This is a genomic window from Pseudomonadota bacterium, assembly GCA_013285445.1.
Lineage (GTDB): Bacteria > Pseudomonadota > Gammaproteobacteria > Xanthomonadales > Wenzhouxiangellaceae > Wenzhouxiangella.
Map to the genome: position 1 here is coordinate 2,547,218 of CP053448.1, position 22,588 is coordinate 2,569,805.

Here is a 22,588-nt window from a genome sequence, read left to right on the forward strand (position 1 = left end):
AGGCCAATCGAAAGCCGGAACCGCAACCCATGCCCAAATCCGCGAACATGATCCTGTATTCATACTGGCGCTCATCGGCCAGCTACCGGGTGCGCATGGCGCTCAACCTCAAGGGTCTCGACCACGAGATCCGGCCGGTTCATCTGCTGCGCGACGGTGGCGAGCAGTATTGCGGCCACTACGCTGCCCTCAACCCCCAGCAACTGGTGCCCACCCTGGTTGACGGCGGGACCGTAATCACCCAGTCGCTGGCCATCCTCGAATATCTCGAGGAGCGCCACCCGGAGCCTGCCTTGCTGCCAGGCGCCAGCGCCGAGCGCGCCCGGGTGCGCATGATCGCCCAGGCCATCGCCTGCGAGATTCACCCGCTCAACAACCTGCGCGTGCTCAAGTACCTGACCGGCAAAGCCGGGCTGGACGAGCATGCCAAACTGGGCTGGTATCGTCACTGGACCGAAACCGGCCTGGCTGCGGTGGAACGCCTGCTCGACAACCCTCAGACCGGTGAATTCTGTCACGGCAGTGAACCGGGACTGGCCGATTGCTGTCTGCTGCCACAAGTCTATAATGCGCGGAGATTCGAGTGCCGGATGGACGGTCTGCCCGAAATTCAGCGCGTCTGCACGGCACTGGAGCAGCTGCCTGCCGTTCAGCGCGCCGCACCGGACAGACAGCCGGATGGGCAAACCAACCCGGCCCCTTAACACCCGATGAGATATCTTGAACAGCGATGAAGACTTATTCTCTGACCGCCTTGATGGCCCTGGCCCTCGTTGCCGCCTGCGCGACACTGCCACCGGATCCGACCGTGCTCGACAACGCACGCAGCGCCATCGCCCAGGCGGAGGCGGCCGGGGCGAACGAGTACGCGCCGCTGGAACTGCGCTTCGCCCATGATCGACTGGTGGCCGCCGAGCAGGCCCTTGGCGATGACCGGGAAGATGAAGCGCGCCGGCTGTCCGACCAGGCCGAGATCGAGGCCCAGCTGGCCCTGGCACGCACGCGGGCTGCGCTGGCACGGGCTGAACTGGCGCGCAAGGAGCGCGAAATCGAGCAGATCCGTGCCGATCTGGCCGAGGTGTTTGGCGAGGAGGTGCTGGACCGATGACATGCAAAGCCTGCGTCATGACTGCCCTGGCCCTGGTGCTGACGGTCGCCGGCTGTGCCATGCAGCCGCCGCGCGACGACTCCGCACTTCGCAATCTGCGCGCTGATCTGCAGGAGTTCCGGTCCGATCAAACACTGTCGAGCCTCGTGCCGCTGGCGCTGGCGGAAGCAGAACGCGCGGTTCGCGCTGCTGGGCAGGACGATCTGCCCGAAAACGAGCGGACCCACCGAATCGAACTGGCCGCCAAGCGGATCGAAATCGCCCGCGCCGAAGCCTTTCGCGCTCAGGCGCTGGCGCGCATCGACGAGATTGACGCACAGCGCACTCAGCTGCTGCTGCGCGCCAGCCGGCTCGAGGTCGAGCGGGCCAGGCGGGAAGCCGAACAGGCCCTGATGCTCAGCCAGGCTGCCCAGGAAGAGATCAGCCGCACGCGGCGCGAAGCCATGACGGCCGAGGAGCTGCGCGAGGAAGCAGCAAGGCGCGAGCAGCAGGCACGCGAGGAAGCCCAGGCGGCACGCCGGCTGGCCGAGGCCCAGGCCAGCGAAATCGAACTGGCGCGGCGGGAAGCGGAACTCGCCAGCGAAACGGCCGAGTCGTTGCGCCGGCGATTGGAGTACCTTGAACTACGCGAGACCGACCGTGGCGTGGTGGTCACGCTCGGCGATGTCCTGTTTGCCAGCGGAGAAACCACGCTGCAGCCGGAGGCTCAAGAGAATCTTGAAGATGTCGTGGAACTGCTGCAGACCGAACCCGACAAGGCGATCCGGATCGAAGGACACACCGACTCCACCGGCTCGGCCCAGTCGAACATGCGCATTTCCAGACTGCGTGCCGAAGCCGTGCGTGACGCCCTGGTCAGGCTGGGGATCAGCGCCGACCGCATCCAGGCCATCGGCATGGGCGAGGACTTCCCCATCGCCAGCAACGAAACGGCCGAGGGGCGCAGCCGCAATCGTCGTGTCGATGTCATCGTGCTGAATGACTGACTGCGATCCGGGCACTTGAAGTTGCCACCGCTTGGCGCTATAACTACCAGTGTCATGGTGAGCCATTCGAGTGAACCACTCGCCTCTTCAGGCGGCCACAGGACGGGCCATGCACACCACGTCCTGATGCCCAGAACCCCTCCCGACTTCTCCTACGGGCCGCCCCGGTGCGGGCGGTCTCTTCTCTCGGCGTCGCCTGCGTCGCCGTCTCATCAGGTCTCACGCAACAGGAGTCTGCCCATGTTTGAAAACCGCAAGGATCAAATGGAAATCCTGCTCAAGAACAACGAGGAATTCCGCCGCATCTACAACCATCATCAGCAGCTCGAAAAGCGGGTACTGGCGGCGGAAACCGGTACCGCCCCGATGGAAGACCTGGCACTCAGGCAGCTCAAACGAGAAAAGCTCCGGGCCAAGGACCAGCTCGCCCGAATCATGGATCAGTCGCAGGCCGCCTGATCCGTCACACTCCGACTTTTTGCGGCCCGGCGGGAACGCCGCCGGGCCTGACCCTAACCTGCCCGAACTCTCAACACAGCGTGCCCGCGGTTGCTCAAAGGCCGCGACTCAGATATCGTGGCGGGCTGAAATCCGCGACGACACACTGCCCATGACACACTACCGCAGCGCGCTCGAACTGATTGGCAGCACGCCGATCGTACGCGTCAACCGACTCGATACCGGGCCGTGCAGCCTGTACCTCAAGCTGGAAAGCCAGAACCCGGCCGGCTCGATCAAGGATCGCATTGCCCTGAAGATGATCGAGGAGGCCGAGCGACGCGGTGACCTCAAGCCCGGCGCGACTATTGTCGAGGGCACCGCCGGAAACACCGGTCTGGGGCTGGCACTGGTGGCCGCGCAGAAGGGCTATCGGCTGATTCTGGTCATTCCCGACAAGATGAGCCGTGAGAAGATTTCCAATGTCAAGGCAATGGGTGCCGAGGTCATCCTGACGCGTTCGGATGTCGGCAAGGGACACCCGGAGTACTACCAGGATCTGGCGGCGCATATCGCCGAGACGACCGAGAACAGCTACTTCATCAACCAGTTCGGCAATTCCGACAACCCACTGGCCCACGAAACCATGACCGGACCGGAGATTCTCGAGCAGATGGGCCATGCCCTTGATGCAATGATTGTCGGCGTGGGCTCGTCCGGCACGATTACCGGCCTGTCGCGCCATTTTGCCGAAGCCGCGCCCGATCTGGAGCTCGTGCTGGCCGATCCAGAGGGCTCGATCCTGGCCGACTATATCGCAACCGGCAAGGTCCGCGACGATGCCGGTGGCTGGCTGGTCGAGGGCATCGGCGAGGATTTCCTGCCGTCGATCAGCGACTTCTCGCGCGTGGGCAAGGCCTACTCGATCTCCGACCGGGAAAGCTTCCTGACCGCACGCGAACTGCTCAGGAGCGAAGGCATTCTCGGCGGTTCATCAACCGGGACGCTGGTCGCCGCCGCCCTGCGCTACTGCCGCGAGCAGACCCGCCCCAAGACGGTGCTGACGTTCGTGTGCGATACCGGCAACAAGTATCTGTCTAAAATGTACAACGACTACTGGATGCGGGAGCAGGGGTTTCTGGAGGTCGACAAGCATGGCGACCTGCGCGACCTGATTGCCCGCCCGGTTGCAACCCACGACGCCATTACGGTGGGGCCGGACGAGCCGCTATCGAACGCCTACAAGCGAATGAAGCTCTACGATGTCTCGCAGCTGCCGGTCGTCGAAGGCAAGCGCATTGTGGGCATCATCGACGAGTCCGATCTGCTGATGGCCGTCTACAATCAGGAGGAACGCTTTGCCGAGCCGATCTCCTCGGCCATGGTAAGCGAGCTGGAGTCGGTCCAGGTCAGCGCCGGTATCGACGAGCTGCTGCCGATCTTCGAGCACGACCACGTTGCCATTGTCCTCGACGGCGACGCATTTCTCGGCCTGATCACGCGCGTGGATCTGCTCAATTACCTGCGGCGAAGGGCAGACCGTTAGTCGTCCGTCGGGGATGCGACCCCGACCTGGTCGGGTCTTGACGGCCCGTTAAGACAACGAATCAACGAACGAGCCAAGCACATGAGCAAACTCGCCACACGAGTTATCCACGCCGGCCAGGCGCCGGATCCATCGACCGGGGCCATCATGACCCCGATCTACCAGACCTCCACCTACGTGCAGAAGAGCCCGGGTGATCACCAGGGCTACGAATACTCACGCACGCACAATCCGACGCGCAAGGCCTGGGAAGACTGTATTGCCGACCTCGAAGGCGGCTCACACGGCTTCGCGTTCGCCTCGGGCATGGCCGCGGTCGACAGCCTGATGCATCTGCTCCAGCCCGGTGACGAAGTGGTTGCCATGCACGATCTCTATGGCGGCACCTGGCGCTTGTTCGAACGCGTGCGCCGGCAATCATCCGGGCTGGAGTTCAAGTTCGTCGATCTGACCGACACCGATGCCGCCCGCGCCACCCTCTCGACCAGGACGCGCATGATCTGGGTGGAAACGCCGACCAACCCGATGCTACAGATCGTCGATATCGCGGCCATGGCTGAACTGGCGCGTGCTTCCAATGCCTGGCTGGTGGTCGACAACACCTTTGCAACGCCGATGCTGCAGCAGCCCATCGATCTGGGTGCCGATATCGTGCTGCACTCGGTGACCAAGTACCTCAACGGCCATTCGGACATGGTCGGCGGCGCCTTGGTGGTCAACGACGAAGCGCTTGCCGCGAAAATTGCCTTCATCCAGAATTCGGCCGGCGGCGTTCAGGGGCCGTTCGACAGCTTCCTGGTCATGCGCGGGGTCAAGACCCTGGCGCTGCGCATGCACGCGCACTGCAGCAATGCAGCGCGCATCGCCGACTGGCTGAGCGAGCATCCCGAGGTTGCGGCGGTGATCTATCCGGGCCTGGACACGCATCCCCAAAAGCAGCTGGCGACAACGCAGATGAGCGGGTACGGCGGGATGGTGAGTTTCGACATCGGGGGTGATCTGGAGCGTGCCCGACGTTTCCTGGAGAACACCCGCCTGTTCGCGCTGGCCGAGTCACTGGGCGGCGTCGAATCGCTGGTGAACCATCCGGCAATCATGACTCACGGCTCACTGCCCAGACAGCGACGCGAGCAACTCGGCATCACCGACACGCTGATCCGGCTGTCGGTAGGCATCGAGCACATCGACGATCTTATCGACGACCTGTCGACCGCACTCGACCGGGCCTGAACCGACAACCTGCTGGTCAAACGAATGCAATTCCGCCTCAAAGCCGCTTCCGGCCCGCACACCGGGCAGACCTTCCCGCTGGAGCAGGACACTTCCATCGGCTCGGCCGACGACGCCGACATCCGTCTCGACGACCTGATGGGGCGTCATCTGCGCATCGTCTACGACGGCGATACCCTGATGCTCGAGCCGGCCGGCAAGGTCTGGGTCAACGGTGAACCGGTCCAGCGCCGGCCGCTGAAATCGGGCGACGAGATTCGCGTCGGCGAACACCGGTTCGTGCTGCAGGCACCGGGACTGCGGCCGCCCAGCGTTCTCAGGGATGCCGGGCCGCATCGGCAGCGCAGGGGCGTGTGGATCTCACTGGCCTTGATCATCGCCGGCGCGCTGGCAGCCGCGGCGTATTTCTACTGGCTGTGATCCGTCTGATAATCGACCAATTCGCGCAGCACCGAGGTGGCATAACTGCCGGTATGCAGCGAAAAGGCCAGCTGCAGAGTCGAGTCGTCGGGAAACGACCATTCAAGCCCCGCAACGCGCATGCGCAGCGCTCTTCGCTCCTGGCGCATACCGAACCGGGCCAGACCCTCGACCAGCTCCCGGTGGGCCTCGAACTGACGGTTTTCGAGAGCAGCGGCCGCTTCCCCGGCCGGGCTGTCACCGGCACCGGCCAGCGCCCCGCTGGGGTGGATATCGAGTTCGTCAACCCGGCGACGCTGTTCAGGGTCGTTTGCATCGGCGCGAAAGAATGATCGCGAGCCGTCGAGTACCGCCAGGTCTCCTGGAATCAGCTCGTTCCAGCTGCCCTGTTCAATCCGTTCAGCCAGTATCCGGTTGAAGATCAGCGAGCGCGCTGCCGACAGATAGAATCCGCGCTTGGATCCGGACGGCTTGCGGCGCAGCGCACCGCGAAACAGCGCATAGGCACGGGCAACGTTGTTGCCGCCGAATCGCTGCTCGCCAAAGCCGTTGGGCACGCCATCGTCCGCGATCCGGACGAGCCGTTCCTCAATGCGATCACGCGCCCCCGACACGGCGCGAACGACCAGCTCGAAGCGGTTGCCGATCAGCCTGCCGCGCTGAATCTTGCGGAGACAGCGCCGACCTTCGAGAATGCGCACGCCGGGAATGTCCCAGCCGCTCCAGTCCGGGTCGGCTTGTCCGGGCAGGTGAATGGAAAAATACTGGCGGGTGACGGCGCGGCGATCCTTGAGGCCGGCGAAACCGATCCGGCGCGGATGAACCTGGGCGCAGCGCGCCAGGTCGACAGCGACATCAACAGTGTTGCGCTCCCGTTTCTCCACCCACAGCCACAGATGCTCGCCGCTTCCGTCCGGCTCATGGCCCAGCTCCTCGATCACCCGGAAGTCCTCCGGCGACTGCCGGATGACTCCGCGGGTGACCGGCTCTCCCCAGGCATACGGGGTCACCTCGTCGCAACCAGTCCGAGCACGGCAGCCACGGGCCTATTCCGTGACCTTGTACAGAATGACGCGGTAGGGCACTGCCTCGTCGGAGCGGTCATAGCGGGCGCGGATCTCGTAGGTCTTTCCTGCCTCCAGCTCGAGTTCGATCTCGTTGTAACTGTCGGGGCGCCGGTGCTCGCGATGACCGCTGAACTGCGGCGGTCTCCGGCTATGGGCCGCATCGATCAGCACCTTGATCGTGTACGATCCCGGCTTGAGCCACATCTCCGAGCGGGGAAAGATGTTGCGGCCGTCGATCTCGATGAAGCGGACACCGAATATTTCCTTGCCGGCCTTGCCAAGCACGCCGCTGATATGTGCAGCATGCGGGCCCGGCGTGGTCGTCGGCAGCATCACTTGCGCAGCGGCCGTTGCCGAAACCGCGAGTATCACCAGCCCGAACATGATTTGCCTGGTCAGTCGTTTCATCTTGCGCACTCCTCAATTTCAGTTCAGTCGAGCACAGTGTGCCCCCGCCACTGCGCTGAAATCCATGGACCGGGAACGGAATTTTCCTGAAATCCCGCTGAAAGCCTTCACAAACGGGCTGCCAGCTCCGGCCAGGCCGCAGCCAGATCACCGACCAGCGCTTCGGCCACCTCCCGAATCGGCAGCGCCTCGCCCGACCAGCTGCCGGCACTGCCCCAGAGCAGTCGCCCGCGGGGCATCTGCAGCAGCCGGGCGCTGACCTGCCACTGCCCGTCGAGATGGGTCACGGTCCCCTCCATGATGAGATTGACATCAAGGTCCCTGGCGACCGCTTCAGCCACATCTTCTCGCCCCCGGTAGGGTCTCAGGGCAACCCGTCCCAGCAGTTCCAGTCCCTCCAGCTCGACTTCCCAAAGATCTGCCAGGATGGTATCGGGCAGAAGCAGCTCGACGCGCCCACCTTGTGCAGGTGCCCCAAAGCGCTCGAAAGGCAGAATCGCCAGCGTTGGCGCGTTCACCGATGACGCGGGACGCAGCAGCCAGAACGCGCCGACCGAGGCCAGGATCAGAATCATGACCAGAGCAAGCACCAGGCCCGGACGAGTGAATTCGAACCAGCGCTCCCCCGAGCCTGGGCGGTGCGTGTCTACCGTCGGGCGAAAGCGATAACCGCGCCGCGGCACCGTCTCGATGAACTCGGCGCTGGCCCCGACCTCTTCGAACGCCTGGCGCAACTCACGGATCAGTGCGGCCAGACCTGATTCGAAATCGACCACTGTCCCCGTGTTCCAGACTGCCGCGCACAGCGTCTCACGGGCCAGCACCTCGCCCGGATGTTCGAGAAAACACTCGAGCAGGCGCCCGGCCTGCGGCCGCAGCGTGACTTCCCTGCCATCCGACGGCCCGGTCAGTCGCCCGTCACTGGCATCGAAGCGGCAGTCATCGAATCGGTAGGTCAAACACCTGGCCCCGGAATCAGTTACGGCATGGCGAAGAGATCATCGAGTCAACAGAATCCGATGAAACCCGCTGCGGTAGCAAGCCTCGCTGCCTGAAATCTCTCTGAAATCGTCCTGATAGGCCATTTCAGGGCTCGGGATCGACCTCTTCGGGGTCGACGATCAGGTAGAACTCCTCGTCTTCGCGAATCAGCCCGAGTTCGGACCGAGCCCGTTCCTCGATCGCTTCCAGGCCGGCACGCAGGTCCTCGACCTCGGCGGCCAGTGCTTCATTGCGCTGTTCGAGGGCCTTGTTTTCGGCGAGCTGCTGCTCGACCATCTCGCGCAGCGCGCGCACCTCGCGCACCTCCTGCCACAGGCGCAATTGCAGCAGGATCAGCACTACGGCCAGCACGATCAGGATGATGCGCATGGTTGAGCCGCCGCATTCAGAAAGCCATTGATGACCGCCCGGTAGAGTCCGGGCAGGCGACGCAGATCGTCCAGGGCGATGTGCTCGTCGACCTGGTGAATGCTGCGATTGACCGGCCCGAGTTCGACCACCGGGATTCCGAGCGAGCCCAGAAAGCGTCCATCGGAGGTGCCGCCACCGGTGTCCGCTGCCGGGGCGTGGCCCAACACACTGCGGCAGGCCGCTTGCACCACGCCGGGCAGCAGCCCGGTTGCAGGCCCGAAGGGCTCACCGGAAATGCGCCAGTCCAGCTCGTACGGCCCCGGATCAAGGTCACCGATCAACCTGCGCAGGCGCTGTTCAAGCTCATCCGCACCGGTATTGGGGTTGTTGCGCAGGTTGAACATGACGATCAGCTCACCGGGCGTGACGTTGTCGGCGCCGGTCCCGGCCTGCAGGTTGGAAACCTGCAGCCGAGTCGGCGGAAAATGCTCGTCGCCGTCGTCGAATTCGAGCCGCGCGAGCGCGGCCAGCAGGGGGGCGGCGCGATGCACGGGATTGTCCTGCGGCGCTGCGTAGGCGGTGTGGCCCTGCCTGCCGAATACCTTCAGGCTGGCCTGGATGGATCCGCGTCGCCCGATCCGAATCACGTCTCCGAGTCGATCGCGTCCGGAAGGCTCGCCGACCAGGCAGGCATCCGGCAGCAGCTGGTGCCGCTCCAGCCAGGGGACAACGGCGCGCACACCGTGACGAGCGGAGCCTTCTTCATCAGAGGTCAGAAGCAGGGAGATCGTCCCGGGATGGTCGGGACAAGCGGCAAGCCACTGCTCCAGTGCCACGACGAATGCCGCCACGGACGACTTCATGTCCGCCGCACCGCGCCCGTAGAGCTTGCCATCGCGAAGAGTGGGTGCGAACGGCGGTGAGGACCAGTCGGCCTCCGGACCCGGCGGAACCACATCGGTATGCCCAAGCAGCATCAGGTGTGGTGATCCCTGGCCGTGCCGGGCGAATAGATTGCACACATCCTCGACGTCGAGCGATTCCACCGTCATGCCGGCCGCCTTGAGCCGGCGTGCAATCAGATCCTGACAGCCGGCATCATCAGGCGTGACCGAGCGACGCGCGATCAGCGCGCCACTCAGCTCAACAACGGTATCGCTTTCGGTTTGGCCGGGTACTGTTGCCATGCGGTGAAGCTTACCGCATCGGCCGGAAGCCGGTGAGCCTGCCTGCCGGCGTCCGATGGCAGTCCGAATCGTCGATAATACGAGCTGATCCGGCCAAGGCATCTGCCACCATGTTTCGGAAATGGCGCCAACGGTTCTGGCAACGCCGGGTCGATGCGGCCATGCCGTCGCGACCGGCAGTTTTGGCCATTACGCGGCGATTTCCGTCCCTGGCCGGGATTCAGCTCGATGCCCTGCGCCAGCGTGCCGCCGAAATACTCGCCTGCAAGGCATTCATCGGCGCCGGCGACTTCCAGCCCAGCGACGATGATCGCCTGGTCGTGGCGCTGCTCGCTGCCCGACCGATTCTGAAGCTGGGGATCAGCGCCTATGCCGACTTTCACACCTTCATCCTGTATCCCGGCGCGTTCATCGCTGAAACGGAATACGAGGACGAGACCGGTGTCATCAGTCATGGCCGCGACCTGCGGGCTGGCGAGGCATGGGCAGGAGGCCCGGTCGTGCTGTCGTTGTCAGACGTCAGGGACTCCGCCCAGGGCGATGGCTTCGATGTGGTCGTGCATGAGCTGGCGCACCAGATTGACCAGTTGAGCGGCGACATGGATGGCTGTCCGCCGCTGCACCGGGGGATGGATCCGGACGACTGGACGCGGACGTTCTCGGAAGCCTTCGAGCGACTCAGTCGATTACTTGACGCGGGCCAGGCGCCCGCCATTGATCCCTACGCCGCCGAATCGCCGGCAGAATATTTTGCCGTTAGCAGCGAATATGTCTTCGATGCGCCGGACCGGCTCAGGCAACACGAACCGGAGGTGTTTCGACTGCTCCAGACCTTCTACGCCGGCGGTTGAACCCGCTGATTGACGACCCTGTCTACTGCGGAACTGCCAGCCCCCGCATCCGCTGCGTTTCGCCGGCGCAGAATGCAATCGCCGATTCTCCTTACGAACCGCCCGGGCCCCACAGCATGCGATCCAGCGCCCGCTCCGGGCTGAAGCGATCGAGGTCGATCTCCCCGCCATCGAACTCCACACCCTCGTTTTCCAGACGCCGGCGCTGCTCGGCCGCCTTGCGGCTGTCTGGAGGAAAACTGATCCTGCCCTGAGCATTGACGACACGGTGCCAGGGCAGCGCCATTGCCTTCGGCGCGCGCCCCAGAGCCCGGCCAACCAGGCGCGCCCTGCCAGGCAGCCCCGCCATCCGGGCAACAGCACCGTAATTGAGCACGCAACCTCTCGGAATACCTGCAACGGCCTCCCAGATGCGTCGGTAGCGATCGTCGCTGACGTCCGGCTCAGTGCTCTTGCTCATCCGATCGCTCTCGTGCCACGCCCAGCGTGTGTGAGACGATGCCGTTGAGGATATTCAGTTCGTTTTCATCGGGTCTGGCGCGCAGGAAAAGCCGGCGCAAGCGCTGCATCAGGCGCTTGGGCTGGCGCGGATTCAGGAAGCGAATGGCCAGCAGCGACTCCTCCAGGCGCCGAAAGAAAAACTCCAGACGCTCGGGCTCGACCGGGTCCCAGTCGGACGGCGGAACCTCACCAGGCCCGCCGCCGATCATGGCCAGGTGGACCTCATAGGCCAGGATCTGCACCGCCTGGGCGAGATTGAGCGAACCGTAGTGCTCGCTGGTGGGGATGCTGACGAGTGAATGGCAATGCCTGATTTCGTCGATGTGCAGGCCGGTTTTTTCGCGTCCGAACACCAGGGCAACCTCGTGATGCCCGGCCTCGGCGACCGCCCTGGCTGCCGCGGTGCGCGGATCGATCGCCGGCTGCGGCAGTGACCATGGCTTGCCCGACGCGCCCAGCACCAGCGGACAGCCAGCAATCGCCTGCATGAAGTCGTCGACGACCACCGCACGGGCCAGGATGTCGTCGGCGTGGGAGGCCCGGGCCGTTGCCTCTCCCGAGGGAAAACGTGACGGCGAGACCAGCCAGAGCCGCTCGAGTCCCATCACCTTCATGGCCCGCGCCGTCGCGCCGATGTTGCCGGGATGGGTCGTGCCGACCAGCACGATCCGGATATGGTTTGCCGCATGGATCATGAGACAGATTCTACCGCCACCGGCGCAGTCACCAGGCGCTCGAGCGCTTCGATCTCGGAGGAATCACGACAACAGGACCGCAGGCTCGCGCATCGCGCGCGACCGCTGTCGGGCACATGCGGCCGCCTGGCGGCCGGACCGGCGCACGCATCGGCATGACTGCGCTCGATGACAGGCACCGTTCAACAGAATCCTATATCCTTACGGGTTTGGCACCGAGCCGGCTCCAGCGATGACCAATCCGCACGTCAATATTGCCGTCGAGGCCGCGCGCCAGGCGGGCCAGCTGGCGACCAAGTACCGCTCCCGCCTGGAGAGCATACCGGTCGAACGCAAGGCGCGGCACGATTACGTCTGCGAGGTCGACCGCGCCTGCGAGCAGGTCATTCGCGACTACATTTTCAGGCACCACCGTGACCACGCCATTCTTGGCGAGGAAGGCGGGCAGAGCGGCCAGAGCGATCACGTGTGGATCGTCGACCCGATTGACGGCACAAGCAACTACCTGCGCGGTATCCCGCATTTCGCCATTTCCATCGCCCTGCAGATCCGGGGGCGCATCGAGGCGGGGGTGGTCTACGATCCGTTGCGTGAAGAAATGTTCACCGCCAGCCGCGGCCAGGGCGCCTTTCTCAACAGCCAGCGCGTGCGTGTCTCCGGACGCAAGGAGCTGTCGAGCGCCGTCGTCGCCACCGCTTTCCCGTTTCGCAAACGCCGTCTGCTGGCGGCCTACCAGGGCATGTTCGGCGCCATTTTCGACAAGGTTGAAGACATCCGCCGCGCCGGCACGGCATCACTGGATCTCGCCTACGTGGCCTGCGGTCGCTTGGATGCCTACTGGGAACTGGGTCTCAAGCCCTGGGATCTGGCCGCCGGCGCCCTGCTTGTCCAGGAAGCAGGCGGTGTTGTGATGGACATCGCAGGCGGCGATCGCTGGCTGGAGTCCGGACATATCCTCGCAGCGCCGTTCAAGCTGGTCACAGCGATGCGCCAGTGTATCGAACCACACCTCAGCGATGCACTGAGAGCACGCGTCGACAAAAAGCAATGACGGCCCGCTAGCCCGCGTTATTCATGAATCGCCGCGGTGATTGCGCAGGGGTTTGTTCGCACAGCGGATTTTCCGACCGAGCGGAATACCAGGCTGTATTTCCGAGGGAGAAAAATCCGCTGTGCGGACAAGGCGCAAGCAAGGGCGCGAGTGAATTCATGAATAATGCGGGCTAGAGCCCGTTACTGCCGACCGGGGCCCCCGGGGCCAAGGGGTATCGGAAACAGTCGCACTGGCCGCAGATGCCCGGCTCCGTCCAGCTCTCCGATGCCAAGAAACTGACCCGCAGCATAGAGGCGCACGAGCCCTTTCTGCGCTGTATCCAGATCGCTGAGTTTCTGTCCCTGTAGCACTCGCCGGGCAGGCTCGACAGAAAGTTCGATCGCGGGCAGATGTGGCAGGGCGCGATCGGCGGGCAGCACTCGCGCCTGAACCGCCTCGGCCGGCATCCGGTCGAGCGCCTCAAGCGACACGGCATCCGCCACATGGAACGGCTCACTGGCCACACGCCGCAGGGCACTCAGATGCGCCCCGCAGCCGAGCACCTCGCCGATATCCCGCGCCAGCGCCCGAATGTAGGTGCCCTTGGAGCAGCGAACATGGAGCGAAAGGACCGGCGGCTGGAAATCGGTCAACTCGATTTCATGAATCACGACGCGCCGCGCCGGGCGCTCAACCTGCTGGCCGGCACGCGCCAGTTCGTAGAGCCGGCGCCCCTGATGCTTCAAGGCCGAATGCATTGGCGGAACCTGCTCGATCCTGCCACTAAACTGCGCCAGTTCGGCTTCGACCGCGGCGCGGTCAAGCGCCGGGACCTCATGCCGCCCGATGATCTCTCCTTCGGCGTCCTCACTGTCGGTGACCAGCCCCAGATGCACGCTGGCCTGGTAGGTCTTGTCGGCATCGAGCAGGTAGGCCGCTACCCGGGTCGCCTGCCCGAGGCAGGCAACCAGCAGTCCGGAGGCCATCGGATCCAGCGTTCCGGTGTGACCGGCCTTGCGAAGGCTCAGTTTCCGCTTCAGGCGGCTCAGAGCTGCGTTTGATGTGATACCGACCGGCTTGTCAAGCAAGACAATTCCGTCAGTTGTCATCGATTTTCGTCATCCGGCCTATCACCATACACTTGCCGCTGACCCTGGACGGCAATCAAAAAGCCCGGCACTGGGCCGGGCTTGCTGAACCTCCGGTTCATGGCGTCGCATTCCGGAAATCAGTCGTTAAGCTCACTGCCCGGCGCATCCGGACGGTCGACCAGCTCCACCCAGGCCATGGGGGCATTGTCGCCGCTGCGGAACCCGCACTTGAGAATGCGCAAGTAGCCGCCAGGTCGCTCCCGATAGCGCGGACCGATCTCGGTGAACAGCTTGCCGACCGCACGCTTGTCGCGCAGCCGATCGAACGCCAGCCGGCGGGCGGCAACACTGTCGTCCTTGGCCAGGGTAATCAGTGGTTCGGCCACGCGCCTGAGTTCCTTGGCCTTGGGCAGCGTGGTCTTGATCATTTCGTGCTCGAACAGGCTGGCAGCCAGATTCCGGAACATGGCGCGACGGTGAGCCGATGTCCGATTGAGTTTTCGGCCTGCTTTACGATGACGCATGGTGTTCTCCTTAGGTTTCGCTGCGCGCCAGCGAGGGCGGCGGCCAGTTTTCAAGCCGGGTCCCCAGCGACAGGTCATGGGTGGCCAGCACCGTCTTGATTTCCGTCAGCGACTTTTTGCCGAGGTTGGGCGTCTTGAGCAGTTCGGTCTCGGTGCGCTGGACCAGGTCGCCAACGTACTGAATATGCTCGGCCTTCAGGCAATTGGCCGATCGGACAGTCAACTCCAGATCGTCAATCGGACGCAGAAGAATCGGATCGAATGTCTCGCTCGCCGATTCCGTCTCGTCCTTTTCACGCGCCACGAAATCGACGAATACCGACATCTGGTCCACCAGGATTCCGGCGGCCAGCTTGACCGCATCCTCGCAGCTCATGGTGCCGTTGGTTTCGATATCAAGCACCAGCTTGTCGAGGTCGGTGCGCTGGGCCACGCGTGCGCTTTCCACACTGTAGGCGACTCGATGCACCGGGCAATACGAAGCATCGAGCTGGAGGCGGCCGATGGTCCGCGTCTCTTCCTCGTTGAACTTGAGCGCAGCGGCTGGCTGATAACCGACGCCGCGGGTCACCTTGAGCTGCATGCGCAGCTTGCTGTCCTTGGTCAGGTTGCAGATGACATGCTCGGGGTTGACGATATCGATATCATGGTCGAGCTGTATGTCACCGGCTTTCACCGGCCCGGCCTTGTCCTTGCTCAGCGTGACGACCGCCTCGTCGCGGTGATGCATGCGAATCGCGATATCCTTGAGGTTGAGCAGCACCTCGACGATGTCCTCCTGAAGACCTTCCACTGCGGTGTACTCATGCAGCACGCCGTCGATTTCCGCCTCACTGATGGCGCTGCCGGGAATCGATGACAGCAGGATACGACGCAGGGCATTGCCCAGCGTATGCCCGAAGCCGCGCTCCAGCGGTTCCAGCGTGATGCGGGCACGCCGCGGCGAAAGCTCGTCGACGACGAGTCCCTTCGGCTTGAGCATCGTGCCGATTAGTTCGCTGATCTGGCCTGACATGTAAATACTTCTCCGAATGCTTAATCAGTCTTCGTTGCCGCAAACCTGCGGCAATTACTTCGAGTACAGCTCGACAATCAGGTTTTCGTTGATGTCGGGCGGCAAGTCGTCCCGCTCCGGCGCTGTCTTGAAAACCCCTTCCATCTTGTCGAAGTCCACGTCGATCCACATCGGCACGAGATCGAGCTCCCGCGACACGTTGATAGCCTCCTGGATCCGGAGCTGCTTGCGTGCCTTTTCGCGGACGCCGACACGATCCTCGGCCTGAACCTGATAGGACGGTATGTTCACGACCTGGCCATTGACTTCGATCGCCCGATGGCTGACAAGCTGCCGCGCCTGTGCGCGAGTGACTGCAAGCCCCATGCGGTAGACAACATTGTCCAGCCGGCTCTCCAGAAGCTGCAGCAGATTCTCGCCAGTGGCACCTCTGCGGCGCGCCGCCTCCTTGTAGTAATTACGAAACTGCCGCTCGAGGACGCCATACATACGGCGCACTTTCTGCTTTTCCCGCAGCTGAAGCGCATAGTCCGACAGCCGCTGCCTGCGACTGTCACCATGCTGGCCCGGGGGCTGGTTGAGCTTGCACTTCGACTCCAGGCCGCGCGCGGGGCTCTTCAGGCCCAGATCGACACCTTCGCGCCGGGCAAGTTTGCAAGTGGGTCCGATATATCTAGCCATAGCTTCTCAGTCTGCCTGCCGGTGGATTACACGCGACGTTTCTTGGGTGGACGACAGCCGTTGTGCGGAATCGGCGTGACGTCGATGATATTGGTGATCTTGAAGCCGACGGCATTGAGTGAGCGTACCGACGACTCCCGACCCGGTCCCGGGCCGTTGACCCGGACCTCGAGATTCTTCATTCCGTATTCCTGCGCGGCGCGACCGGCACTGTCGGCCGCCACCTGTGCCGCAAACGGGGTCGACTTGCGGGAACCACGAAACCCGGACCCGCCTGAGGTGGCCCATGACACCGTGTTGCCCTGGCGATCAGTGATCGTAATGATGGTGTTATTGAATGAGGCATGCACGTGAGCAATACCGTCCACCACGGTCTTCTTGACCTTCTTCTTGCCTTTGGAAGTCTGTTGCTTCGCCATGACCGTTTACCTCAACGAATCGGACGACGCGGGCCCTTGCGGGTGCGTGCGTTGGTTCGGGTGCGCTGACCGCGAACGGGAAGACCGCGTCGATGACGCAGACCACGGTAGCAGCCCAGGTCCATCAGGCGCTTGATACTCATCGAGACCTCGCGCCGGAGGTCCCCTTCGACCGCCATCGCACCAATCGCCTGGCGCAGCTTTTCCTGCTCGGCCTCGGTCAGATCGCGCACCTTGGTCTCCGGCGCCACGCCCGTGGCCTCACAGATCTCCAGCGCCCGGGTCCGCCCGACGCCATAAATATGAGTCAACGCCACCCAGATATGCTTCTGAACCGGCAGGTTGACGCCTGCAATACGTGCCATATACTCGCTCCGTCATCGTGTTTGCGCCGAATCAACGCAAACCGGCAATTGTACTGACTTTTAGCTCTACCTACAAGGCCCGGCAGCCGAACGCTGCCGGAATCAGCCCTGTCGCTGCTTGTGTTTCGGATCACTGCAGATCACGTAGACGATGCCCTTGCGGCGCACGATCTTGCAGTGCCGACAGATCTTCTTGACCGATGCCTGAACTTTCATTTCTTCTCTCCGAACGCATTCCGTTGACGGCGCCTAGCGACGCACGACACCGCTACTACCGTAGCCCTTGAGGTTGGACTTCTTGAGCAGGCTGTCGTACTGGTGCGACATCAGGTGCGCCTGCAGTTGCGCCATGAAGTCCATGGTGACCACGACGATAATCAGCAAAGACGTGCCTCCGAAATAGAAAGGCACGTTCCAGCGCAAGATCAGAAACTCCGGCAGGAGGCAGACTGCCACCAGGTAGGTCGCCCCGACCAGAGTAATACGCGTGAGCACATAATCGATGTACTCGGCGGTCTGACGGCCGGGACGAATACCCGGTATGAACGCACCAGACTTCTTGAGATTGTCGGCCGTTTCCTTCGAGTTGAACACGATGGCCGTGTAGAAAAAGGCGAAGAACAACACCAAGCCACCGTACAGGGCGATGTAGATCGGCTGTCCCGGGGTAAGCTGCTGGGCGATGTTCTGCAGCCAGCCGGCCGATCCGGCCTGACCGAACCAGGTCGAAATCGTCGCCGGAAACAGCACCAGGCTGGAGGCAAAGATGGCTGGAATCACACCGGACATATTGACCTTCAGCGGCAGATGCGTCGACTGGTTGCGATAGGCACGCCGACCCTGCCGTTGCGCGTAGTTGACCGTGATTCGGCGCTGCCCGCGCTCGACGAATACCACAAAGGCGGTAACGGCAAGCGCCAGAATGAGCAGAAACGTTGCCGTGATGATGGCCAACTGGCCGGTGCGCACCAGTTCCAGCGTCGAGCCGACCGCCCGCGGAAGCTCGGCGACGATACCGGCAAAAATGAGAATGGAAATCCCGTTGCCAATGCCACGCTCCGTGATCTGCTCACCCAGCCACATCAGAAAAACCGTTCCGGCCGTAAGAGTAATGACCGCAGAGAGGACGAATCCCGGGCCCGGGGCAATGACGACCGGAAGACCCGCACCGGCGCTCTGGCTCTGCAGCGCAACAGCAATTCCGAACGACTGGAACGTCGCCAGTACGACCGTGAAATATCGCGTGTACTGGGTGATCTTTCGCCGGCCGGCCTCACCTTCCTTGCGCAGTTGCTGAAGCTGCGGGACAGCATGGCTCATCAGCTGCATGATGATGGCCGCGGAGATGTAGGGCATCACCCCGAGCGCGAAGATGGAAAAGCGTCCCAGGGCGCCGCCGGAAAACATGTTGAACATGTCGACGATGGTGCCACTGGTCATATCCATCAATTCGACCAGCGCAATCGGGTTGATTCCCGGCACCGGAATGAAGGTACCAAAGCGGAATACCAGCAGCGCGACCAGCACCACGAACAGGCGCTGACGCAATTCCTTGAGCCGGCCTATACCCCCAAGCATTCCGGCCATGTCCGACGGGCTGCGAGACATTATTCGACCTTGCCCCCGGCCGCCTCGATGGCGCGCACGGCACCTGCGGTCACGTGCAGTCCGCGCACCGTCACCGCGCGACCGATTTCACCCTTGCAGACCAGGCGCACGCGCCGCGCCGCGTTGTCTACAATCCCTGCCGCCTTGAGCGATTCCAGGTCGACCACGTCGCTGTCAAGCGCTGTCAGCTGGTATAGGCGCACTTCCCGGGTAAAGCGGTTAACCGCCGAGCGGAAACCGATTTTGGGCACACGTCTTTGAAGCGGCATCTGCCCGCCCTCGAAGCCAACCTTGTGGAAGCCTCCGGAACGTGACTTCTGTCCCTTGTGACCACGGCCGCAGGTCTTGCCCAGTCCGGAACCGATACCCCGACCAACGCGCTTGCGTGTTCGGCGACTGCCGCTGGCCGGTTGAATTGAATTGAGTTTCATGTCCATGTTCCTAGCTTGCGGATTCAGGCTTCCTCGACTCGCACCAGGTAGTCAACCTTGCGGATCATGCCGCGAATGGCCGGCGTGCCCTCAAGTTCGACAGTATGGTGCATGCGCCTCAGGCCCAGGCCCCGCACCGTTTCACGGTGCTTGCCGATGGTGCCGTTGACACTGCGCACCAGCGTGACGCGCAGTCTTGACTCTTTTTTCTTAGCCATGGTACTCGAGCACCTCTTCAATCGACTTGCCGCGCTTAAGCGCCACTTTTTCCGGCGACGCCATGCTCTGAAGACCCTTCAGCGTAGCTCGGACCAGGTTGATCGGGTTGTTGGATCCCAGGCTCTTGGCCAGCACATCGTGCACGCCGACAGCCTCGAAAACCGCACGCATGGGTCCACCAGCGATGACTCCGGTACCTCCGGAGGCCGGCTGCATGTAGACTCTCGAACCGCTGTGACTGGCCTTGATCGGGTGCCACAACGTGCCTTCGTTGAGGCTGATGCGCACCATGTCTCGCCGTGCCCGTTCCATGGCCTTCTGAATGGCCAGCGGCACTTCTCGCGCCTTGCCATACCCGAAGCCGACCTTGCCTTCGCCGTCGCCGACCACCGTCAGCGCGGTGAAGCTGAACTGACGGCCGCCCTTGACAACCTTGACCACGCGGTTGACTGCAACCAGCTTCTCGATCAGGTCGTCTGTGCTGTTGTCTCTAGCCATATCGATTCCGTATGCGTTAAAACTTCAGACCGGCTTCACGCGCGGCGTCCGCCAGTGCCTTGACGCGCCCGTGATATTTAAATCCCGAGCGATCGAAGGCCACGGCTTCCACGCCTGCCGCCAGGCCACGTTCGGCCACCGTTCGGCCAACCAGCTCGGCCGCTTCAACACTGCAGGTACTCTTGAGGCCTTCGGCAACGTCCTTCTGCAGGGTCGATGCCGCGGCCAGCGTCCTGCCACCGCCGGGGGCGATGATCTGGGCATAAATATGCCGCCCGGAACGATGAACGGTCAGACGCGCCTGTCCAGACCGCTGAATCCGGGCCCGGTTCCTGCGGCTTCTTCTCAGCCGTGAGAGATTCTTGTCCTTCATGATCCTTTCCTCAAGCCTTCTTGGCTTCCTTCATGATGACGCGTTCGTCCGCGTAGCGCACACCCTTGCCCTTGTAGGGCTCCGGCGGCCGGTAACCGCGAATCTTGGCCGCGACCTGGCCAACCAGCTGCTTGTCGCTACCCCGAACCAGAATTTCCGTCTGACTCGGTGTCTCGACGCTGACTCCATCCGGGATATCGAAATCAATGGGATGGCTGAAGCCAAGCTGTAGATTGAGCTTTTTGCCCTGCATCTGGGCGCGATAGCCAACGCCGCGCAGCTCGAGTTTCTTTTCGAAGCCGTCGGTGACGCCATGTACCATGTTGGCAATCAAGGCACGCATCGTCCCGGCCATCGCCATGGTCCCGCCCTCTTGCGGCGCAACACTGATCGTGTCGTCGTCGAGACTGACGGACACGCTCGGGTGCAGCTTCATCTCAAGCTCGCCCTTGCTGCCCTTGACCCTGACCACGCCGTCGCTGTGGCTGAACTCGACGCCCTTGGGCAGCAGGATTGGGGCACTGGCTATTCTCGACATTGTTCGTTTCTCCGATAACTCGATCAGGCGACCAGGCACAGCACTTCACCGCCATGCCCCTCTGTGCGTGCCTGGCGATCCGTCATCACGCCGCGCGACGTGCTGACGATGGCCACGCCCAGACCATTGAGAACGCGTGGCAGTTCGTCCTTGCCGCAATAGTCGCGCCGGCTGGGCCGACTGTAGCGATCCAGTCGGTCAATCACGCCGCGCCCCTCGATGTACTTCAGATCAATCACGAGGGTGTGCTTGGCGTCCTGTTCCTCGACCTGGAAGTCACGGATATAGCCCTCGTCCTTCAGCACCTGGCTGATCGCAACCTTCACCTTCGAGGCCGGGATACTGACGCTGCGCTTGCTGACCGCCTGCGCGTTCTTGATGCGCGCCAGCATATCGGCAATGGGATCACTCATGCTCATGCCTTTCTCCTTACCAGCTGGCCTTGCGCAGGCCCGGAATATCGCCACGCATGGCGGCTTCGCGCAGCTTGTTGCGGCCCAGGCCAAATTTGCGGTAATAACCGCGCGGACGACCCGACTGTCGACAGCGATTGCGCTGGCGTACTGCCGCGGAGTCACGCGGCAGCTTGTTGAGCTTGTGCATCGCCTCCTGCTTCTCCTCAAAACCGACTTCCGGGTCGGCAATGATCCGCTTGAGCTCTGCACGCTTCTGGGCGTGACGGGTCACCAGCTTGGTTCGCCGGACGTCACGCTCAACCATTGAAATCTTTGCCATATTGCTGTCCTCTCCTTACTTCGCCCGGAACGGGAAACCGAACGACTCAAGCAGCGCAGCGCCCTCATCGTCGGTCGCTGCCGTTGTCGTTATGGCGATATCCATACCCCGAATTGCGTCAACCTGATCGTAGTTGATCTCCGGAAAAATAATCTGCTCGCGCACTCCAAGATTGAAATTGCCCCGGCCATCAAACGATTTGCGCGGAACACCACGAAAATCGCGCACCCGCGGCAAGGCGATGTTGATCAGCCGGTCAAAAAACTCGTACATGCGCTCACGGCGCAGCGTAACCATGCAGCCGATCGGGTAATCGTCCCGGATCTTGAAGCTCGCAACCGACTTGCGCGCCTTGGTCACAACCGGCCGCTGACCGGCGATCTTGGTCATGTCTGAAACGGCGTGCTCGATGACCTTCTTGTCGCCAACGGCCTCGCCCACACCCATGTTGATAGTGATCTTCTGCAAACGCGGCACCTGCATTGGATTGGCATAGCCGAACCGTTCGGTCAGCTGGCCGACGACGGTATCGTTGTAATATTGCTGCAACCTGACCATTGTTTTCGCCTTTAGATATCCACGACTTCGCCGGTGGAGCGATAAAAGCGCACCTTGCGACCGTCTTCCAGAAACTTGAACCCGACCCGATCGCCCTTGCCGGTCGACGGGTTGTACAACATCACGTTCGATGCATCAATTGGCGCCTCGCGCTCGATAATGCCGCCAGGCTTCTGGCTCTGGGGATCGGGCTTCTGATGGCGCTTGACCATGTTGACGTTTTCAACCAGAAAGCGCTGGTCCTTGAGCACTTTCAGCACGTGACCGCGCTGATTCTTGCTCCGGCCCGCAATCACGATCACTTCGTCGCCTTTGCGAATACGTTGCATATTGAACTCCTTACAGGACTTCCGGGGCCAGTGACACGATCTTCATGAACTGCCCGGTGCGCAATTCTCGCGTGACCGGCCCGAAAATACGCGTGCCGATCGGTTCAAGTTTGTTGTTGAGCAGCACGGCGGCATTGCCGTCGAAACGGATCAACGAACCGTCACGACGCCGCACGCCCTTGGCAGTGCGCACGACCACGGCATTGTAGACTTCACCCTTCTTGACCTTGCCGCGCGGAATCGCATCCTTGACCGTGACCTTGATGACATCACCAATGCTGGCATAACGGCGCTTGGATCCACCCAGCACCTTGATGCACTGCAGCTCGCGCGCTCCGCTGTTATCAGCTGCCGACAACCTGGATTGCATCTGAATCATGA

34 protein-coding genes are annotated in these 22,588 nt (G+C 62.7%); 9 read left to right on the forward strand and 25 right to left on the reverse strand.

All coding sequences use genetic code 11. The features are described from left to right. Positions 1-47 precede the first annotated feature (47 nt). The 7 genes from maiA (at position 48) to HND55_11475 (ending at position 5,728) form a co-directional block, all read left to right on the forward strand. On the forward strand, positions 48-704 hold the full coding sequence (gene maiA, locus HND55_11445; GenBank protein ID QKK04092.1) for a maleylacetoacetate isomerase: 657 nt from the start codon (positions 48-50) through the stop codon (positions 702-704). Positions 705-730: 26 nt separating this feature from the next. After that, positions 731-1,108: a DUF4398 domain-containing protein gene (locus HND55_11450; protein QKK03211.1), complete on the forward strand. Its 378-nt coding sequence runs from the start codon at positions 731-733 to the stop codon at positions 1,106-1,108. Further along, the gene (locus HND55_11455) at positions 1,105-2,094 is read left to right on the forward strand and encodes an OmpA family protein (protein ID QKK03212.1); all 990 of its coding nucleotides are present in this window, start codon (positions 1,105-1,107) and stop codon (positions 2,092-2,094) included. Before HND55_11450 ends, HND55_11455 begins: the two co-directional genes overlap by 4 nt. A 240-nt stretch (positions 2,095-2,334) precedes the next feature. Next, the gene (locus tag HND55_11460; GenBank protein ID QKK03213.1) at positions 2,335-2,553 is read left to right on the forward strand and encodes a YdcH family protein; all 219 of its coding nucleotides are present in this window, start codon (positions 2,335-2,337) and stop codon (positions 2,551-2,553) included. Between the two features lie 151 nt (positions 2,554-2,704). Beyond that, complete coding sequence (locus HND55_11465) at positions 2,705-4,078, forward strand: pyridoxal-phosphate dependent enzyme (GenBank protein QKK03214.1); 1,374 nt, start codon at positions 2,705-2,707, stop codon at positions 4,076-4,078. Positions 4,079-4,159: 81 nt separating this feature from the next. Continuing rightward, positions 4,160-5,308, forward strand: a complete 1,149-nt coding sequence (locus tag HND55_11470) for a cystathionine gamma-synthase (protein QKK03215.1) — start codon at positions 4,160-4,162, stop codon at positions 5,306-5,308. Between the two features lie 24 nt (positions 5,309-5,332). Then, a complete protein-coding gene (locus HND55_11475) occupies positions 5,333-5,728 on the forward strand; it encodes an FHA domain-containing protein (GenBank protein QKK03216.1) in 396 nt (131 codons plus the stop codon). Here HND55_11475 and truD read toward each other — a convergent pair. From truD to dapE, 5 genes are all read right to left on the reverse strand, one after another. Then, positions 5,716-6,738, reverse strand: a complete 1,023-nt coding sequence (gene truD, locus HND55_11480; GenBank protein QKK03217.1) for a tRNA pseudouridine(13) synthase TruD — start codon at positions 6,736-6,738, stop codon at positions 5,716-5,718. The genes HND55_11475 and truD overlap by 13 nt on opposite strands. Before the next feature lie 36 nt (positions 6,739-6,774). Next, positions 6,775-7,203 (reverse strand): hypothetical protein, encoded by a 429-nt coding sequence (locus tag HND55_11485; GenBank protein ID QKK03218.1) that lies wholly within the window; start codon positions 7,201-7,203, stop codon positions 6,775-6,777. A 107-nt stretch (positions 7,204-7,310) separates the two neighbouring features. Continuing rightward, positions 7,311-8,162: a hypothetical protein gene (locus HND55_11490; GenBank protein QKK03219.1), complete on the reverse strand. Its 852-nt coding sequence runs from the start codon at positions 8,160-8,162 to the stop codon at positions 7,311-7,313. A gap of 127 nt (positions 8,163-8,289) precedes the next feature. Beyond that, positions 8,290-8,574 carry a cell division protein FtsB gene (locus HND55_11495; protein ID QKK03220.1) on the reverse strand — a complete coding sequence of 95 codons (285 nt, stop codon included), beginning with the start codon at positions 8,572-8,574 and terminating at the stop codon, positions 8,290-8,292. Continuing rightward, positions 8,559-9,743, reverse strand: coding sequence for a succinyl-diaminopimelate desuccinylase (gene dapE / locus HND55_11500; protein QKK03221.1), 1,185 nt, complete (start codon positions 9,741-9,743; stop codon positions 8,559-8,561). Before dapE ends, HND55_11495 begins: the two co-directional genes overlap by 16 nt. Before the next feature lie 110 nt (positions 9,744-9,853). Between dapE and HND55_11505 the strand changes: the two genes are divergently transcribed. Continuing rightward, the gene (locus tag HND55_11505; protein ID QKK03222.1) at positions 9,854-10,594 is read left to right on the forward strand and encodes a hypothetical protein; all 741 of its coding nucleotides are present in this window, start codon (positions 9,854-9,856) and stop codon (positions 10,592-10,594) included. A gap of 91 nt (positions 10,595-10,685) precedes the next feature. Here HND55_11505 and HND55_11510 read toward each other — a convergent pair whose 3' ends face one another. Together HND55_11510 and HND55_11515 are read right to left on the reverse strand one after the other, a co-directional pair. Next, positions 10,686-11,054: a cysteine methyltransferase gene (locus tag HND55_11510; protein QKK03223.1), complete on the reverse strand. Its 369-nt coding sequence runs from the start codon at positions 11,052-11,054 to the stop codon at positions 10,686-10,688. After that, positions 11,038-11,790: an RNA methyltransferase gene (locus tag HND55_11515; GenBank protein ID QKK03224.1), complete on the reverse strand. Its 753-nt coding sequence runs from the start codon at positions 11,788-11,790 to the stop codon at positions 11,038-11,040. Before HND55_11515 ends, HND55_11510 begins: the two co-directional genes overlap by 17 nt. Positions 11,791-12,022: 232 nt before the next feature. On the opposite strand from HND55_11515, the gene HND55_11520 reads away from it, so the two are divergent. After that, positions 12,023-12,841 carry an inositol monophosphatase gene (locus HND55_11520; protein QKK03225.1) on the forward strand — a complete coding sequence of 273 codons (819 nt, stop codon included), beginning with the start codon at positions 12,023-12,025 and terminating at the stop codon, positions 12,839-12,841. Between the two features lie 182 nt (positions 12,842-13,023). Here HND55_11520 and truB read toward each other — a convergent pair whose 3' ends face one another. From truB to rplN, 18 genes are all read right to left on the reverse strand, one after another. After that, complete coding sequence (truB, locus tag HND55_11525; protein ID QKK03226.1) at positions 13,024-13,932, reverse strand: tRNA pseudouridine(55) synthase TruB; 909 nt, start codon at positions 13,930-13,932, stop codon at positions 13,024-13,026. Positions 13,933-14,051: 119 nt separating this feature from the next. After that, positions 14,052-14,438, reverse strand: coding sequence for a 50S ribosomal protein L17 (rplQ, locus tag HND55_11530; protein ID QKK03227.1), 387 nt, complete (start codon positions 14,436-14,438; stop codon positions 14,052-14,054). Positions 14,439-14,448: 10 nt separating this feature from the next. Continuing rightward, a complete protein-coding gene (gene rpoA, locus HND55_11535) occupies positions 14,449-15,420 on the reverse strand; it encodes a DNA-directed RNA polymerase subunit alpha (protein QKK04093.1) in 972 nt (323 codons plus the stop codon). A gap of 87 nt (positions 15,421-15,507) precedes the next feature. Then, entirely contained in the window at positions 15,508-16,134 is a 627-nt protein-coding gene (gene rpsD, locus HND55_11540; GenBank protein ID QKK03228.1) for a 30S ribosomal protein S4, read from the reverse strand. Positions 16,135-16,160: 26 nt separating this feature from the next. Continuing rightward, on the reverse strand, positions 16,161-16,553 hold the full coding sequence (gene rpsK, locus HND55_11545) for a 30S ribosomal protein S11 (protein ID QKK03229.1): 393 nt from the start codon (positions 16,551-16,553) through the stop codon (positions 16,161-16,163). An 11-nt stretch (positions 16,554-16,564) separates the two neighbouring features. Continuing rightward, positions 16,565-16,918 (reverse strand): 30S ribosomal protein S13, encoded by a 354-nt coding sequence (gene rpsM, locus HND55_11550; protein QKK03230.1) that lies wholly within the window; start codon positions 16,916-16,918, stop codon positions 16,565-16,567. Positions 16,919-17,020: 102 nt separating this feature from the next. Continuing rightward, positions 17,021-17,134 carry a 50S ribosomal protein L36 gene (gene rpmJ / locus HND55_11555; GenBank protein QKK03231.1) on the reverse strand — a complete coding sequence of 38 codons (114 nt, stop codon included), beginning with the start codon at positions 17,132-17,134 and terminating at the stop codon, positions 17,021-17,023. 33 nt (positions 17,135-17,167) lie between these two features. Next, positions 17,168-18,526, reverse strand: coding sequence for a preprotein translocase subunit SecY (secY, locus tag HND55_11560; protein QKK03232.1), 1,359 nt, complete (start codon positions 18,524-18,526; stop codon positions 17,168-17,170). Further along, positions 18,526-18,957 carry a 50S ribosomal protein L15 gene (gene rplO, locus HND55_11565; GenBank protein QKK03233.1) on the reverse strand — a complete coding sequence of 144 codons (432 nt, stop codon included), beginning with the start codon at positions 18,955-18,957 and terminating at the stop codon, positions 18,526-18,528. Before rplO ends, secY begins: the two co-directional genes overlap by 1 nt. Positions 18,958-18,980: 23 nt before the next feature. Then, complete coding sequence (gene rpmD, locus HND55_11570) at positions 18,981-19,175, reverse strand: 50S ribosomal protein L30 (GenBank protein QKK03234.1); 195 nt, start codon at positions 19,173-19,175, stop codon at positions 18,981-18,983. Then, positions 19,168-19,674: a 30S ribosomal protein S5 gene (rpsE, locus tag HND55_11575; protein ID QKK03235.1), complete on the reverse strand. Its 507-nt coding sequence runs from the start codon at positions 19,672-19,674 to the stop codon at positions 19,168-19,170. The genes rpmD and rpsE overlap by 8 nt, the downstream gene beginning before the upstream one ends. Positions 19,675-19,690: 16 nt before the next feature. Then, the gene (rplR, locus tag HND55_11580) at positions 19,691-20,047 is read right to left on the reverse strand and encodes a 50S ribosomal protein L18 (GenBank protein QKK03236.1); all 357 of its coding nucleotides are present in this window, start codon (positions 20,045-20,047) and stop codon (positions 19,691-19,693) included. A 10-nt stretch (positions 20,048-20,057) separates the two neighbouring features. Then, the gene (rplF, locus tag HND55_11585) at positions 20,058-20,585 is read right to left on the reverse strand and encodes a 50S ribosomal protein L6 (protein ID QKK03237.1); all 528 of its coding nucleotides are present in this window, start codon (positions 20,583-20,585) and stop codon (positions 20,058-20,060) included. A gap of 23 nt (positions 20,586-20,608) precedes the next feature. Next, a complete protein-coding gene (gene rpsH, locus HND55_11590; protein ID QKK03238.1) occupies positions 20,609-21,004 on the reverse strand; it encodes a 30S ribosomal protein S8 in 396 nt (131 codons plus the stop codon). A gap of 10 nt (positions 21,005-21,014) precedes the next feature. Continuing rightward, on the reverse strand, positions 21,015-21,320 hold the full coding sequence (gene rpsN, locus HND55_11595) for a 30S ribosomal protein S14 (protein ID QKK03239.1): 306 nt from the start codon (positions 21,318-21,320) through the stop codon (positions 21,015-21,017). Positions 21,321-21,335: 15 nt separating this feature from the next. After that, a complete protein-coding gene (rplE, locus tag HND55_11600) occupies positions 21,336-21,878 on the reverse strand; it encodes a 50S ribosomal protein L5 (GenBank protein ID QKK03240.1) in 543 nt (180 codons plus the stop codon). Positions 21,879-21,889: 11 nt separating this feature from the next. After that, complete coding sequence (rplX, locus tag HND55_11605) at positions 21,890-22,207, reverse strand: 50S ribosomal protein L24 (GenBank protein ID QKK03241.1); 318 nt, start codon at positions 22,205-22,207, stop codon at positions 21,890-21,892. Positions 22,208-22,217: 10 nt separating this feature from the next. After that, complete coding sequence (gene rplN, locus HND55_11610; GenBank protein ID QKK03242.1) at positions 22,218-22,586, reverse strand: 50S ribosomal protein L14; 369 nt, start codon at positions 22,584-22,586, stop codon at positions 22,218-22,220. Between the last annotated feature and the right edge of the window lie 2 nt (positions 22,587-22,588).

Bases quoted from the DNA above. Each gene is read 5' to 3' on its own strand.
- maiA (QKK04092.1), top strand. From the start codon at position 48: ATGATCCTGTATTCATACTGGCGCTCATCGGCCAGCTACCGGGTGCGC.
- HND55_11450 (QKK03211.1), top strand. From the start codon at position 731: ATGAAGACTTATTCTCTGACCGCCTTGATGGCCCTGGCCCTCGTTGCC.
- HND55_11455 (QKK03212.1), top strand. From the start codon at position 1,105: ATGACATGCAAAGCCTGCGTCATGACTGCCCTGGCCCTGGTGCTGACG.
- HND55_11460 (QKK03213.1), top strand. From the start codon at position 2,335: ATGTTTGAAAACCGCAAGGATCAAATGGAAATCCTGCTCAAGAACAAC.
- HND55_11465 (QKK03214.1), top strand. From the start codon at position 2,705: ATGACACACTACCGCAGCGCGCTCGAACTGATTGGCAGCACGCCGATC.
- HND55_11470 (QKK03215.1), top strand. From the start codon at position 4,160: ATGAGCAAACTCGCCACACGAGTTATCCACGCCGGCCAGGCGCCGGAT.
- HND55_11475 (QKK03216.1), top strand. From the start codon at position 5,333: ATGCAATTCCGCCTCAAAGCCGCTTCCGGCCCGCACACCGGGCAGACC.
- HND55_11485 (QKK03218.1), bottom strand. From the start codon at position 7,203: ATGAAACGACTGACCAGGCAAATCATGTTCGGGCTGGTGATACTCGCG.
- HND55_11495 (QKK03220.1), bottom strand. From the start codon at position 8,574: ATGCGCATCATCCTGATCGTGCTGGCCGTAGTGCTGATCCTGCTGCAA.
- dapE (QKK03221.1), bottom strand. From the start codon at position 9,743: ATGGCAACAGTACCCGGCCAAACCGAAAGCGATACCGTTGTTGAGCTG.
- HND55_11505 (QKK03222.1), top strand. From the start codon at position 9,854: ATGTTTCGGAAATGGCGCCAACGGTTCTGGCAACGCCGGGTCGATGCG.
- HND55_11510 (QKK03223.1), bottom strand. From the start codon at position 11,054: ATGAGCAAGAGCACTGAGCCGGACGTCAGCGACGATCGCTACCGACGC.
- HND55_11515 (QKK03224.1), bottom strand. From the start codon at position 11,790: ATGATCCATGCGGCAAACCATATCCGGATCGTGCTGGTCGGCACGACC.
- HND55_11520 (QKK03225.1), top strand. From the start codon at position 12,023: ATGACCAATCCGCACGTCAATATTGCCGTCGAGGCCGCGCGCCAGGCG.
- truB (QKK03226.1), bottom strand. From the start codon at position 13,932: ATGACAACTGACGGAATTGTCTTGCTTGACAAGCCGGTCGGTATCACA.
- rplQ (QKK03227.1), bottom strand. From the start codon at position 14,438: ATGCGTCATCGTAAAGCAGGCCGAAAACTCAATCGGACATCGGCTCAC.
- rpoA (QKK04093.1), bottom strand. From the start codon at position 15,420: ATGCTCAAGCCGAAGGGACTCGTCGTCGACGAGCTTTCGCCGCGGCGT.
- rpsD (QKK03228.1), bottom strand. From the start codon at position 16,134: ATGGCTAGATATATCGGACCCACTTGCAAACTTGCCCGGCGCGAAGGT.
- rpsK (QKK03229.1), bottom strand. From the start codon at position 16,553: ATGGCGAAGCAACAGACTTCCAAAGGCAAGAAGAAGGTCAAGAAGACC.
- rpsM (QKK03230.1), bottom strand. From the start codon at position 16,918: ATGGCACGTATTGCAGGCGTCAACCTGCCGGTTCAGAAGCATATCTGG.
- rpmJ (QKK03231.1), bottom strand. From the start codon at position 17,134: ATGAAAGTTCAGGCATCGGTCAAGAAGATCTGTCGGCACTGCAAGATC.
- secY (QKK03232.1), bottom strand. From the start codon at position 18,526: ATGTCTCGCAGCCCGTCGGACATGGCCGGAATGCTTGGGGGTATAGGC.
- rplO (QKK03233.1), bottom strand. From the start codon at position 18,957: ATGAAACTCAATTCAATTCAACCGGCCAGCGGCAGTCGCCGAACACGC.
- rpmD (QKK03234.1), bottom strand. From the start codon at position 19,175: ATGGCTAAGAAAAAAGAGTCAAGACTGCGCGTCACGCTGGTGCGCAGT.
- rpsE (QKK03235.1), bottom strand. From the start codon at position 19,674: ATGGCTAGAGACAACAGCACAGACGACCTGATCGAGAAGCTGGTTGCA.
- rplR (QKK03236.1), bottom strand. From the start codon at position 20,047: ATGAAGGACAAGAATCTCTCACGGCTGAGAAGAAGCCGCAGGAACCGG.
- rplF (QKK03237.1), bottom strand. From the start codon at position 20,585: ATGTCGAGAATAGCCAGTGCCCCAATCCTGCTGCCCAAGGGCGTCGAG.
- rpsH (QKK03238.1), bottom strand. From the start codon at position 21,004: ATGAGCATGAGTGATCCCATTGCCGATATGCTGGCGCGCATCAAGAAC.
- rpsN (QKK03239.1), bottom strand. From the start codon at position 21,320: ATGGCAAAGATTTCAATGGTTGAGCGTGACGTCCGGCGAACCAAGCTG.
- rplE (QKK03240.1), bottom strand. From the start codon at position 21,878: ATGGTCAGGTTGCAGCAATATTACAACGATACCGTCGTCGGCCAGCTG.
- rplX (QKK03241.1), bottom strand. From the start codon at position 22,207: ATGCAACGTATTCGCAAAGGCGACGAAGTGATCGTGATTGCGGGCCGG.
- rplN (QKK03242.1), bottom strand. From the start codon at position 22,586: ATGATTCAGATGCAATCCAGGTTGTCGGCAGCTGATAACAGCGGAGCG.